This window comes from Limnohabitans sp., from assembly GCF_031539175.1.
GTDB lineage: Bacteria > Pseudomonadota > Gammaproteobacteria > Burkholderiales > Burkholderiaceae_C > Limnohabitans.
In genome coordinates this window covers 13556-25664 of record NZ_JAVKLQ010000059.1, presented here as the reverse complement: position 1 = coordinate 25664, position 12109 = coordinate 13556, and the positions used below count along the sequence as shown (strand labels likewise).

Annotated in this window: 13 protein-coding genes; 10 read left to right on the top strand and 3 right to left on the bottom strand. The window is 58.4% G+C overall.

Annotated features, from left to right (window positions below; all coding sequences use genetic code 11):
* Nucleotides 1-4: 4 nt before the first annotated feature.
* The 4 genes from RMS95_RS10595 (at nucleotide 5) to RMS95_RS10580 (ending at nucleotide 3206) form a co-directional block, all read left to right on the top strand.
* Nucleotides 5-1078: a phospholipase gene (locus RMS95_RS10595; protein ID WP_310645990.1), complete on the top strand. Its 1074-nt coding sequence runs from the start codon at nucleotides 5-7 to the stop codon at nucleotides 1076-1078.
* Between the two features lie 33 nt (nucleotides 1079-1111).
* Entirely contained in the window at nucleotides 1112-1438 is a 327-nt protein-coding gene (locus RMS95_RS10590) for a TfoX/Sxy family protein (protein WP_310645989.1), read from the top strand.
* 84 nt (nucleotides 1439-1522) lie between these two features.
* Nucleotides 1523-2203 carry a DUF6901 family protein gene (locus RMS95_RS10585; protein WP_310645987.1) on the top strand — a complete coding sequence of 227 codons (681 nt, stop codon included), beginning with the start codon at nucleotides 1523-1525 and terminating at the stop codon, nucleotides 2201-2203.
* Between the two features lie 28 nt (nucleotides 2204-2231).
* Entirely contained in the window at nucleotides 2232-3206 is a 975-nt protein-coding gene (locus RMS95_RS10580) for a rhodanese-related sulfurtransferase (protein ID WP_310645985.1), read from the top strand.
* Nucleotides 3207-3223: 17 nt separating this feature from the next.
* Here RMS95_RS10580 and RMS95_RS10575 read toward each other — a convergent pair whose 3' ends face one another.
* On the bottom strand, nucleotides 3224-4402 hold the full coding sequence (locus tag RMS95_RS10575) for an iron-containing alcohol dehydrogenase (protein WP_310645983.1): 1179 nt from the start codon (nucleotides 4400-4402) through the stop codon (nucleotides 3224-3226).
* 39 nt (nucleotides 4403-4441) lie between these two features.
* Between RMS95_RS10575 and RMS95_RS10570 the strand changes: the two genes are divergently transcribed.
* Nucleotides 4442-5392, top strand: a complete 951-nt coding sequence (locus RMS95_RS10570) for an alpha/beta hydrolase (RefSeq protein ID WP_310645982.1) — start codon at nucleotides 4442-4444, stop codon at nucleotides 5390-5392.
* A 26-nt stretch (nucleotides 5393-5418) separates the two neighbouring features.
* On the opposite strand, the gene glpK is transcribed toward RMS95_RS10570, so the two are convergent.
* Entirely contained in the window at nucleotides 5419-6909 is a 1491-nt protein-coding gene (gene glpK, locus RMS95_RS10565) for a glycerol kinase GlpK (protein ID WP_310645980.1), read from the bottom strand.
* A gap of 38 nt (nucleotides 6910-6947) precedes the next feature.
* Complete coding sequence (locus RMS95_RS10560) at nucleotides 6948-7712, bottom strand: DeoR/GlpR family DNA-binding transcription regulator (RefSeq protein ID WP_310645978.1); 765 nt, start codon at nucleotides 7710-7712, stop codon at nucleotides 6948-6950.
* Between the two features lie 167 nt (nucleotides 7713-7879).
* Here RMS95_RS10560 and RMS95_RS10555 point away from each other — a divergent pair, with 167 nt between their 5' ends.
* From RMS95_RS10555 to RMS95_RS10535, 5 genes are read left to right on the top strand one after another with little or no spacing between them, the layout of a single operon-like run.
* Nucleotides 7880-8953: an ABC transporter ATP-binding protein gene (locus RMS95_RS10555; RefSeq protein ID WP_310645977.1), complete on the top strand. Its 1074-nt coding sequence runs from the start codon at nucleotides 7880-7882 to the stop codon at nucleotides 8951-8953.
* Between the two features lies 1 nt (nucleotide 8954).
* Nucleotides 8955-10031, top strand: a complete 1077-nt coding sequence (locus RMS95_RS10550; protein ID WP_310645976.1) for an ABC transporter ATP-binding protein — start codon at nucleotides 8955-8957, stop codon at nucleotides 10029-10031.
* Nucleotides 10028-10921 carry a carbohydrate ABC transporter permease gene (locus RMS95_RS10545; RefSeq protein WP_104798620.1) on the top strand — a complete coding sequence of 298 codons (894 nt, stop codon included), beginning with the start codon at nucleotides 10028-10030 and terminating at the stop codon, nucleotides 10919-10921. The genes RMS95_RS10550 and RMS95_RS10545 overlap by 4 nt, the downstream gene beginning before the upstream one ends.
* Nucleotides 10914-11726 carry a carbohydrate ABC transporter permease gene (locus tag RMS95_RS10540; protein ID WP_310645973.1) on the top strand — a complete coding sequence of 271 codons (813 nt, stop codon included), beginning with the start codon at nucleotides 10914-10916 and terminating at the stop codon, nucleotides 11724-11726. The genes RMS95_RS10545 and RMS95_RS10540 overlap by 8 nt, the downstream gene beginning before the upstream one ends.
* 24 nt (nucleotides 11727-11750) lie before the next feature.
* Nucleotides 11751-12059 (top strand): DUF2160 domain-containing protein, encoded by a 309-nt coding sequence (locus RMS95_RS10535; protein ID WP_310645971.1) that lies wholly within the window; start codon nucleotides 11751-11753, stop codon nucleotides 12057-12059.
* The last annotated feature ends 50 nt before the right edge of the window (nucleotides 12060-12109 follow it).

The following is a 12109-nucleotide window of genomic DNA, read 5'->3' as shown; positions in this document are numbered from 1 at the left end:
CGCGTTGAAAGCACTGAATATCTACGCCGGCCCCAAAGCCATGGCCCACATCGCGGCCCATGGCTTGAAGCCTGAGCACATTGGCGTCATCCCCGCTGCCGCGGGTGGCCCCAAGGGTTTGATACTCGGGCCGCTTGACCGCTTTTTGTTTGGCGAGTGGTTGCCGCAAAGCACACAGCCCATCGATTTGGTCGGCGCATCTATCGGCGCGTGGCGCATGGCCACGGCGTGTTTGAACAAGCCTGTGCAGGGCTTTGATCGCCTGTCACACGACTACATCCACCAAGACTACAAAGTGCCTGAGGGCCAAAAGCGCCCGAGCGCAAGCCAAGTCAGCGACGAGTTTGGCAAAAGCCTGAACGCTTTTTATGGCGGGCGCATTGGCGAAGTGCTGAACAACCCGCGCTATCGCCTGCATGTGGTGACCTCGCGCGGCAAACACATCTTGCACCGCGAGCACCCGCTGCTCACGCCCTTGGGCTACGCCGGTGCGTACCTGTGCAATGCCGTGCAACGCAAAGCCATGGGTGCATGGCTAGAGCGTGTGGTGTTTTCGAGCCGAGGCGAACTGCCGTTTGATACGGCAGACTTTGCCACCCAGCACATGGCGCTGAACGACCGCAATTTCATGGCCGCGCTGCAAGCCAGTTGCTCCATCCCGTTTGTGCTGCAAGCGGTGCACGACATTCCCGATGCCCCCACGGGCGCGTATTGGGACGGGGGCATCACCGACTACCACTTACACCTGAACTACAACGGTTTGGCCAAAAGTCCTTTGGTTCTTTATCCGCATTTTCAAAAGGCCGTGGTACCAGGTTGGCTAGACAAAGCGTTGAAGTGGCGACACAAAGCCACCACGTTTTTAGACAACACCATCGTCTTGGCCCCCAACCCCGAGTGGGTCAAAACCTTGCCCAACGGCAAGCTGCCTGACCGCAGTGACTTTGTGACCTATGCCTCTGAATTTGAGGGACGCGTGAAAGTTTGGCAAACGGCGGTGCGTGCGAGTGAGCAGATGGCCGAGGAGTTTTCAGACTGGCTGGCCAGTCCCAACTTGGCGGCATTGCACCCGCTTTGAGGCGTTGCCTTGGGCCGCGCGCAACAACACCGCATGAACGAATCCATCGACTACCTGCGCGAAGTCTTTGACGCATTCGGCCCCATCCGCGCCCGCCGCATGTTTGGTGGCTGGGGTATTTATCACGATGGCTTGATGTTTGGGCTGTATGCCGCAGGGCGTTTGTATTTGAAAACCGATGCGCATAACGTGGCGCAGTTTGAGGCGGCGGGGTCTGAGCCGTTTACCTACCTGCAACGCGGCAAGGTGGTGAAGCTGTCTTACTGGTCTGCGCCCGAGGTGGTCTTGGACGAACGCGAGCAAGCACAACTTTGGGGGCGTAGCGCGTTTGAAGCTGCGCTGCGCTGCAAGCAAAAATGACAAATTGATTTCTTATTGAGTAAAACACCTATAGATGATGGAAAATAGAAAAATCATCAAAACGTGTTCAGAGGCTTTTTCTACATGCCGGTCATTGCGTACAAGTTGTCGTTAGAAAACGCAGAGCCGCTGACGTTCACGGTGGACACCGAGCGTTTGGCCACGGAAGAAAATGCCGTTCAGCCCCCTTTTTGGACCACGCTGTCGCACCACCAATGCCCCAACTGTCCTTTAGCCGCCAGCACTGAACGCCATTGCCCAGCGGCTGTGGACATTGAGCACATCGTGGATACGTTTTGCCATGTCGACTCACACGCGCACGTGCAAGTTGACGTTCAAATCGGCGACCGCCAACACAGCAAACGCACCGACGTACAAACCGCCTTGCAGTCGCTTTTGGGCCTGACGCTAGCCACCAGCGCCTGTCCGGTGTTGTCACAAATGAAGGGCCCAGGGCGCTTGCACATGCCATTTGCCACGGTCGAAGAAACTTTGTTTCGCATGGTTGGCGCCTACTTTGTGGGGCAGTACCTCAAAAGCCAGCAGGGCAAGACAGCCGATTTCACACTAGACAGCTTGAGCCGCATGTACGCCGAGGTGCAAACGGTGAACCGTTATCTCAAGCTTCGCCTCGACGATGCAGTCTCCCGCGACGCCAACACCAACGCCGTGGTGTCGCTGATGTCGGTGGCGATGTTGGTGTCGTTTTCGTTGGACCAGCAATTGAACGGATTACAACCTTTCGCCATTCAAACGAGCCTGTGAGGCGAGGGTGGGCGTGGATAATCTGTCCATGCCTTCAACCGCGCCATATCTCACCGCCGCTCTCTACAAATTTGTAGATTTACCCGACTTCGCCGCTCTGCAAGGGCCTTTGCAAGCTTGCTGCGAGGCCCATGACGTCAAAGGCACGCTGCTTTTGGCGCATGAAGGCATCAACGGCACGATTGCAGGCCCCGAAGCGGGCATTCGCGCTGTGCTGGCGTTTTTGCACGCCGATCCGCGTTTGGCCACGCTAGCGCACAAAGAATCGTGGAGCCCCAAGCCACCGTTCACACGCATGAAGGTTCGGCTGAAAAAAGAGATCGTCACGTTGCGCGTGCCCGACCTCGACCCCAACAAAACGGTGGGGCAATACGTCAAACCCCAAGACTGGAACGCGTTGCTGGCCGACCCCGACGTGGTGGTGATCGACACCCGCAACGACTACGAGGTGGCGATTGGCACCTTCAAAGGCGCGATCAACCCCAACATCAAGACCTTTGTGCAATTGCCCGCGTGGCTAGATGCCCAAGAGAATCTGCAAGGTGAGGCCGCCAAAAAGACCAAAGTGGCGATGTTTTGCACCGGTGGCATCCGCTGCGAAAAATCGACGGCGCTGATGAAAATGCGCGGGTTTGACGAGGTGTATCACCTCGAAGGCGGCATCCTCAAGTACCTCGAAGAAATCCCGCCTGAGCAAAGCACGTGGGAAGGCGATTGCTTCGTGTTCGACGAGCGGGTGAGTGTGAGCCACGGCTTGGGCCTAGGCCACCACGAGCTGTGCCGTTCATGCCGCTGGCCGCTGAGCGAGCAAGACAAGCTGTCGCCGCATTACGTGCTGGGTGTGAGTTGCGAACACTGCCACGACCAACGCACGCCTGAGCAAAAAGCCCACATGGCGGAGCGTCAGCGGCAAGTGGAGTTGGCCGAGGCCCGCGGTGAGCTTCATGTGGGTGCCAAGATGCCTGAGCACAACCACGACCACGAACACCTCAAGAGCGAATAAGAAAGAAGCGCGCGGCGTTACATCGCCGCGTTCAGCATCTCGCGGTATTCCTGCTCCGTTGCCAAACGCGGGTTGGTTTTGTGGCAATGATCGGTCATGGCGCCTGCAATCACTTTGTCAAAACAATCGGGCGTGACGCCCATGTCGGCCAAGCCTTTGGGCAAATTCAAGCGGGCGTTCATGGCGGTGATGGCTTGCGCGATGGCTTCTGCGGCTTGCGCCGATGCAGCAGCGGAGGCCACGCCCCCACCGATTTCACCCAAGCCCATGGCGTAGGCCATGCGTTCCATGCGGCGTTCTTTTTGCACCGATTCGGCGACGGCGTTGAAACGCACCACGGCGGGTAAGAACATGGCGTTCAAGGTGCCGTGATGCAAGCGTGGGTTCACGCCACCCAAGCTGTGGCTGAGCGAGTGCACACAGCCCAAACCTTTTTGAAACGCCATCGCGCCTTGCATGGAGGCGCTCATCATGTTCAAGCGCGCATCGCGGTCTTGGCCGTCGTTCGTGGCGCGCTCGATGTGCGCCCAGCCACGCGTTAAGCCGTCTAGCGCAATGCCGTCAGCAGGTGGGTTGAAGGGGGCCGCCATGAAGGTTTCCATGCAGTGCGCGATGGCGTCCATGCCAGTGGCGGCGGTCAGGGCTGGGGGCAAGCCCAATGTGAGTTCGGGATCGAGCAGGGCGGCTTTGGGCACCAAGTGCCACGAGTGAAAACCCAGCTTGCGCCCATCGTCCACGATGACGATGGCACCGCGTGCCACTTCGCTGCCAGTGCCTGCCGTGGTGGGCACGGCGATCAACGGCGACACAGCGGGCGTGATTTTGAGGGAGCCGCCTTCGATGGTGGCGTAGGTTTTGAGCGGGCCTTCGTGCGTGGCGGCAATGGCCACGCCTTTGGCGCAGTCGATGGAAGAGCCGCCACCCACCGCAATCAACCCATCGCACTGGTGCGCGTGGTACACCGCCACAGCAGCACGCACGGCCGCCTCGGTCGGGTTCGACGGCGTTTGGTCAAACACCGCGACAGGCAGGTCCTGCAATGCAGCAAGCGCTTTTTGCAAAATGCCCACGGCTTTGACGCCTTGGTCCGTCACGATGAGCGGCCGTTTGATGTTCGCCTTTTCGCACTCTGCACCTAAAGTGCTGAGCGCGCCAAAGTCGATCTGGATGTGGGTGAGGTAAAGAATTTGAGCCATGGCACACTATAAAAGCCCCCTCACAAAAAGCAAATCTGTATGAGTCACCCACGTAACCCACAAAGCCTGTTGACCCCCGCCATGCGCGATGTGCTCAACGCCATCGCCAAAGCCGGTCGTCCTCCCATTGCCATGCTCAGCGCCGCGCAAGCCAAGCAGGGCTACGCCTTGGGCGCAGGCGTGTTGGAGGTGAATGCCCACAAGATGGCCCGCGACGACACGCTGCAGATTCCGGTGCGTGACGGTGCTGTTTTGCGCGCCAAGCTCTGGGCCGAGCACGCCGCCCCCAACTTGCCTGTGCTGCTGTACTTTCATGGCGGCGGCTTTACGGTGGGCAGCCCCGAAACACATGAGGCGCTGTGCAAACACTTGGCGCATCTGGCGCAATGCGCGGTGGTGTCGCTGGACTACCGGCTCGCCCCCGAACACACATTTCCCACTGCGCACAACGATGCGTTTGATGCCCTGCAATGGCTGGCCGCCAACGCGACAAATCTCGGGTTAGACGTGACACGCATGGCGATTGGCGGCGACAGTGCGGGCGGCACGCTCACCACAGCCACCGCGATTGCCGCCCGTGACGCGGGCATTGCCTTGAAGCTGCAACTCATGTTTTACCCCGGCTGTTCGCCCGAGTACATGCCCTCGGCACACACGTTTGAGAAAGGCTTTTTGCTGGAGAAAGCCAGCATTGAGTACTTCTACAACCACTACGTCCCGAACCTAGCGGACCGCCACGACCCACGCTTTTCACCGTTGCTGGCCGATGTGTCTGGCGTCGCGCCTGCTTGGCTGGGATTGGCCGAATGCGACCCGCTGGTCGACGAAGGTGTGGCGTATGCCGACCACCTTCGACTGTGCGGTGTGCCTGTCGATTTAGAAATTTACAAAGGCGTGGTGCACAGCTTCATCCAAATGGGCCGCGTCATTCCCGAAGCCTTGGTGGCCCATGCCGATGCGGCTCGGGCGCTGCGCCACGCGTTTGCTTGAACCTTTGAGGGCTTGGCGCTGCGGCCTTACAACACGGTTTTGCGCACCGCGTGTTCCCACAACGCCATTTGCTCGACGGCGTAGTCGGGCAGGCGCTGCGGGCTGAAGCGACGCTCCACGCGCCACTGCGCGCTCAACTCATCGGTACTGGCATAAATACCGGTGGACAGTCCAGCCAAGTAAGCCGCGCCCAGTGCCGTGGTTTCCACCACTTCGGGACGCACCACGTCAATGCCCAGTAAATCGGCTTGAAACTGCATGAGCAAGTCGTTCACGCACGCGCCACCATCTACCCGCAATTCCCGCACTTGGGCCACCCCCGCCAACGACAGATCGCGGCCCATCGCTTGCAACAACGCCGCGCTTTGGAAGGCAATGCTCTCGAGCGCAGCGCGTGCAATGTGTGCCACCGTGCTGCCACGCGTGAGTCCGGTGATAGAGCCGCGTGCATCGGGTTTCCAATACGGCGCGCCTAGGCCGGTGAAGGCCGGCACCACCATCACGCCGCCCGAGTCGGGCACGGTCTCGGCCAAGGCTTGCACTTCGCTGCTGTGGCGAATGGCACCCAAGCCGTCGCGCAGCCACTGCACCACCGCACCGCCCACAAACACGCTGCCTTCCATCGCAAATTGCGGTTGCGTGTTGGCTTGGGCTGCGCTGGTGGTGATGAGGCCGTTTTGCGAACGCATGGCCACGTCGCCCGTGTGCATGAGCATGAAGCAGCCTGTGCCGTAGGTGTTTTTGACCATACCGGCGCTGAAGCACGCTTGACCAAACAGGGCACTTTGTTGGTCGCCTGCCACCCCACCGATGGGGATGGCGTGGCCCAACACATCCGCACGCACTTGGCCAAACATCGCACTGGAAGGCTGCACCTTGGGCATCATGCATTCAGGAATGCGCAACGCCGCCAGCAACGCCGCATCCCATTGGTTGGTGTGGATGTTGAACAACATGGTGCGCGAGGCATTGCTCACATCCGTGGCGTGCACAGCGCCACCGCTGAGTTGCCACATCAACCAACTGTCGACCGTGCCAAACAGCAGTTCGCCGCGTTCGGCTTGGGCACGGGCGTTGGGCACGTTGTCCAAGATCCATTGCAATTTGGTGCCTGAAAAATAGGCGTCGACCAACAACCCCGTTTTGGCTTGGATGGTGTCGGTCAACCCTTGCTCGCGCAATGCCACGCAGGCGGGCTCGGCACGGCGGTCTTGCCACACGATGGCGTTGTAAATGGGCTGGCCCGTGGTTTTGTGCCACACCACACTCGTTTCGCGCTGGTTGGTGATGCCCAGCGCAGACACCTCGCGCGCGCTGATACCCGCCTTGGCCAGTGCCTCCACAGCCGTAGCCAGTTGGGTTTGCCAAATCTGCAGGGGATCGTGTTCCACCCAACCCGGTTGGGGGTAGATCTGCGTGATCTCTTGCTGCGCCATAGACACGATTTGGCCTTGGGGGTTGAACACAATGCTGCGCGAGCTGGAAGTGCCTTGGTCGAGAGCGAGGATGTAGGTCATGGTGTGAAACGAGGGGTCTGGGTCAGATCAGGAGTCGGTCAATCGGCGATGTGCAGCTGGACTTGCGCCTCAGCCAACAGGGCCGCAAAAGGGGCGGGTGGGGGCGCATCGGTGAACAAGCGGTCGATTTGCGACATGGTGCCGACCTCCACCATGGCAGGGCGGTTGAACTTACTCTGATCAGCAGCCAGCCACACCTCACGCGCATGGGTCAGGATGGTTTGTGACACCTTGACTTCGCGGTAGTCGTAATCACGCAACGAGCCATCCGCTTCGATGCCAGAAATGCCAATCAAAGCAATGTCCACTTTGAATTGGCGAATGAAGTCCACCGCAGCTTCGCCCACGATGCCTTGGTCTCGGCCACGCACCACGCCCCCCACCACGATGACTTCACTGTTGGGGTTGGCGCTCAAGATGCTGGCCACGTTCAAGTTGTTGGTGATCACGCGCAAGCCGCTGTGACGCAAAAGCGCACGCGCGATGGCTTCGGTGGTGGTGCCGATGTTCAAGATCAACGAGCAATCGTTGGGCACAGCCGCCGCCACGCTGCGGGCAATGCGCGTTTTGGCATCAGAGTTGAGGTTGACGCGCTGCTGGTGACCAATGTTTTCTATGGTCGAACTCGGCACACGCACACCGCCGTGAAAGCGTGTCAACTGCCCAGTTTCAGCCATGCGCTGCACATCGCGTCGCACGGTTTGCAGCGTCACGCCAAGTCTTTCGGCCAATTGCTCCACCGTCACTGAGCCGAGTTCTTGCACAACTTTGAGCAAGGTGAGTTGTCGTGGATTGGAATTCATAAGGCCCCATTTTCCATGCATAAACGAAGAGCCATCACTTTAAATCGAATCAAAACGAACATTCAAAGGGTAAATACCGACTTAAAAAGAAAATTACCGAACAATAATGAACGTCATCAAAAGATGGTTCGCAACCGTCTGTGTACTTTATGCATAAAGGTGGTGTGATGCAGTTGTCTCTCGAAGGTGTCAGTAAAAAAGTCGGGCCACAAACCTGGCTCTACGACATGAGCCTCGCCCCGCGCAGCGCCAACGTGACGGTGTTGCTGGGTGCCACGCAAGCTGGCAAAACCAGCCTCATGCGCATCATGGCGGGTTTGGATGTGCCGAGCTCGGGTCGTGTGCTGGTCGATGGGCAAGACGTGGTGGGCATTCCAGTGCGGGAGCGCAACGTGGCCATGGTCTACCAACAGTTCATCAACTACCCCTCCATGAAAGTGCGCGACAACATCGGCTCACCCATGAAGTTGCGTGGCGACAAAGACGTGGCCAAACGCGTGCAAGCGTTGGCCGAAAAGCTGCACATCGACATGTTTTTAGACCGTTACCCCACAGAGCTTTCCGGCGGCCAACAACAACGCGTCGCCTTGGCCCGTGCACTGGCCAAAGGTGCGCCCTTGATGCTGCTCGACGAACCCTTGGTCAACCTCGATTACAAGCTGCGCGAAGAGTTGCGCGAAGAACTGGGCGCCTTGTTTGCCAGCGGCGACTCCACCGTGATCTACGCCACCACCGAGCCCGGGGAAGCGCTGCTCTTGGGGGGCTACACGGCCGTGATGGATGCAGGCGAACTGTTGCAATATGGCCCCACGGCTGAGGTGTTTCACACCCCCAAGTCGTTGCGGGTGGCGCGCGCTTTCAGTGACCCGCCCATGAACTTAATGGCTGCCACACGCACCGTCACAGGCGTTCAGTTGGCAGATGGCACACCGCTGGTGCTTGAACTGCCGCCCACAAGTTGCACCGATTTGACTGTGGGCTTGCGCGCCAGTGCCGTACGCGTCCATGCACAAAACGGCGACATCGCCTTGAGCGGGCGCGTTGAATTGGCTGAAATTTCAGGTTCAGACACCTTTGTGCATGTGGCCACCTCAGTCGGGAACGTGGTGGCGCAGCTCACGGGTGTGCATTACTTTGACTTGGGCGCCCAGATTCAGGTGTTCATACACCCCGCACAGGTCTATGTGTTTGATGCGCAAGGGCCTTTGTTGCTCGCGCCCGTGCGTGTGGGAGTGCATTGAGATGGCACGTATCGACCTCGATCTGGCCCACGCCTACAAAGCCAACCCGCAGCAAGACAGCGATTACGCCTTGCTGCCTTTGAAGATGACCTTCGACGATGGCGGTGCCTACGCGTTGCTCGGCCCCTCAGGCTGCGGCAAAACCACCATGCTCAACGTGATGTCAGGCCTGCTCACCCCCTCGCAAGGCACGGTGTTGTTTGATGGCCGCGATGTGACCCATGCCTCGCCCCAAGCCCGCAACATCGCACAAGTGTTTCAGTTCCCCGTGATTTACGACACCATGACGGTGGCCGAAAATTTGGCATTCCCGTTGCGTAACCGTCATTGGGCCAAAGACAAGATGGACCAACGCGTCGGCCAAATTGCCGAAATGCTCGAGATGAGTGGCCAGCTCAACCAACGCGCCGCGGGTCTGTCGGCCGATGCCAAGCAAAAAATCTCGCTCGGACGCGGTTTGGTGCGCCCCGATGTGTCGGCCGTGCTGTTCGATGAGCCCTTGACCGTGATCGACCCGCACCTGAAATGGCAGTTGCGCCGCAAGCTCAAGCAAATTCACCACGAACTCAAGCTCACCCTGATTTACGTCACGCATGACCAAGTCGAGGCGCTCACCTTTGCCGATCAAGTGGTGGTGATGACCCGAGGCCGCGCAGTGCAAGTCGGTTCACCCGCCGATTTGTTTGAGCGCCCCAGCCACACCTTTGTGGGCAACTTCATTGGCTCGCCCGGCATGAACTTCATGCACGCGCAGGTTCAACCCGATGGCGTGCATGTGGGTGCTCAAGTGCTGGCCTTGCCCGCTTCGATGCGCCTGCCTTTGGGCGACATCAAGTTGGGCGTGCGTCCTGAATATGTAGCGTTGGCAGATGCACAAACGTCGGGCGCATTGCCGATGGTGGTGTCGCAAGTGCAAGACGTGGGCACCCATTTCATCGTCACCGCGCGTCACAACGCCCAAGTGGTGAAAGCGCGTTTGTCAGCGAATGCCGCACAACTCCACGCGGGCCAAACGGTTTGGCTACAGGTGCTGGGAGCGCACACCTGCTTCTACAAAAATGAGGAGATCGTGGCATGAGTACGACCACCAAGCCCGTCAACCAGAAGGCCTGGTTTTTGATATTGCCCGTGTTGTTGTGCGTCGCGTTTTCGGCCATCTTGCCGTTGATGGTGGTCGTCAACTACTCGGTGCAAGACATTATTTCCACCGACCGCCGTGTGTTTGTAGGCACTGAATGGTTCGCCGCCATCATGCGCGACGAAGAATTGCACGGCGCTTTGTTGCGCCAACTGATCTACTCGTTCTCGGTGCTGGCTGTGGAGTTGCCCTTGGGCATTTTGTTGGCGCTGTCCATGCCCGCCACGGGCTGGAAATCGTCCGCCGTGTTGGTCATCGTGTCCTTGTCCTTGCTGATTCCTTGGAACGTGGTGGGCACCATTTGGCAAATCTTTGGCCGCACCGACATTGGCTTGATGGGCGCCGCGCTACAGGGCTTGGGGCTGGCCTACAACTACACAGGCAATGCCAGCCACGCATGGCTGACGGTGTTGCTGATGGATGTGTGGCACTGGACACCCTTGGTCGCTTTGCTGGGTTACGCCGGTTTGCGCTCCATTCCTGATGCGTATTACCAAGCCGCCAGCATCGACGGGGCCAGCAAATTCGACGTGTTTCGTTTTGTGCAATTGCCCAAGATGCGCGGCGTGTTGGTGATTGCGGTGCTGCTGCGCTTCATGGACAGCTTCATGATTTACACCGAGCCGTTTGTGCTGACCGGCGGTGGCCCTGGCAACTCGACCACGTTCTTGTCGCAGTTCTTGACGCAAAAAGCGGTGGGGCAGTTTGACTTAGGGCCTGCCGCTGCGTTCTCGTTGATTTATTTCCTCATCATTTTGTTGTTCTGTTTTGTTTTGTACAACTGGATGCAACAAGTCGGTACTGAGCCCAAGGAGGGCGGTCATGCCTAACACCCGATTCCAAAAACGCACCCTCTTTCTGTGCTTCTACCTTGTGTTTGCCTTGTTGCCCATCTACTGGATGGTCAACATGTCGTTCAAAACAAACAACGAAATCTTGGCCGGCTTCACCTTGTTCCCCGAGCATTTCACTTGGGCCAACTACGAAACCATTTTGACCGATCCGGCTTGGTACTCGGGCTACATCAACAGCTTGATTTACGTGGCCATGAACACCGTCATGTCACTCACGGTGGCCTTGCCCGCTGCCTATGCGTTTTCGCGTTACAGCTTTTTGGGTGACAAGCATGTGTTCTTTTGGCTGCTGACCAACCGCATGACGCCACCCGCTGTGTTTTTGTTGCCGTTCTTTCAGCTCTACAGCTCGGTCGGTTTGATGGACACGCACTTGGCCGTGGCGCTGGTGCATTTGCTGTTCAACGTGCCGCTGGCCGTGTGGATTTTGGAAGGCTTCATGAGCGGCATTCCTCGTGAAATTGACGAAACGGCCTACATCGATGGGTATTCGTTCCCTCGGTTTTTTGTGCAGATCTTTTTGCCTTTGATCAAAGCCGGTGTCGGCGTGGCGGCGTTCTTTTGCTTCATGTTCAGCTGGGTGGAATTGCTCTTGGCACGCACCTTGACCAGTGTGAATGCCAAACCCATTGCCGCCACCATGACGCGCACCGTCTCCGCCTCGGGCATGGACTGGGCCACCTTGGCCGCCGCGGGTGTGCTGACCATCGTGCCCGGCGCCATCGTGATTTGGTTTGTTCGTAACTACATCGCCAAGGGTTTTGCGATGGGTCGCGTGTGACGCGACTTCAAGAGGAGAACTGCAATGTTTGAATGGATGGCTTGGACCACCCCTGTGGCCGTATTTTTTGGTTGCATCGTGTTGATGATCGCGGGCATGACGGTGTGGGAAATCAAATCGCCCACCGTGATTCGCAAAGGTTTTTTACCCATGCCAACCACCCGTGGCGACCGCTTGTTCATCGGCCTGTTGTCTGCGGCTTATGTGAATTTGGCATTCGTGGGCATCAGCGGCTGGCTAGGTCAAGCCTTGGCCTTAGACGGCGATCCCTCCATTTGGTTCAGCTTTGTGGCCTCCATGATGTTGTTGGTTTGGATCATGCGCAAAGGCTGACACACGTTTTCAGAAAAGGGCGGCTTGTTTTCCCCTGGAGCCGAAAGTGC

Coding starts and splice junctions, on each gene's coding strand:
- RMS95_RS10590 (WP_310645989.1), top strand. CDS start 1,112: ATGAACGAATCCATCGACTACCTGCGCGAAGTCTTTGACGCATTCGGC.
- RMS95_RS10545 (WP_104798620.1), top strand. CDS start 10,028: ATGAGTACGACCACCAAGCCCGTCAACCAGAAGGCCTGGTTTTTGATA.
- RMS95_RS10550 (WP_310645976.1), top strand. CDS start 8,955: ATGGCACGTATCGACCTCGATCTGGCCCACGCCTACAAAGCCAACCCG.
- RMS95_RS10570 (WP_310645982.1), top strand. CDS start 4,442: ATGAGTCACCCACGTAACCCACAAAGCCTGTTGACCCCCGCCATGCGC.
- RMS95_RS10580 (WP_310645985.1), top strand. CDS start 2,232: ATGCCTTCAACCGCGCCATATCTCACCGCCGCTCTCTACAAATTTGTA.
- RMS95_RS10575 (WP_310645983.1), bottom strand. CDS start 4,402: ATGGCTCAAATTCTTTACCTCACCCACATCCAGATCGACTTTGGCGCG.
- RMS95_RS10555 (WP_310645977.1), top strand. CDS start 7,880: ATGCAGTTGTCTCTCGAAGGTGTCAGTAAAAAAGTCGGGCCACAAACC.
- RMS95_RS10560 (WP_310645978.1), bottom strand. CDS start 7,712: ATGAATTCCAATCCACGACAACTCACCTTGCTCAAAGTTGTGCAAGAA.
- RMS95_RS10540 (WP_310645973.1), top strand. CDS start 10,914: ATGCCTAACACCCGATTCCAAAAACGCACCCTCTTTCTGTGCTTCTAC.
- glpK (WP_310645980.1), bottom strand. CDS start 6,909: ATGACCTACATCCTCGCTCTCGACCAAGGCACTTCCAGCTCGCGCAGC.
- RMS95_RS10585 (WP_310645987.1), top strand. CDS start 1,523: ATGCCGGTCATTGCGTACAAGTTGTCGTTAGAAAACGCAGAGCCGCTG.
- RMS95_RS10535 (WP_310645971.1), top strand. CDS start 11,751: ATGTTTGAATGGATGGCTTGGACCACCCCTGTGGCCGTATTTTTTGGT.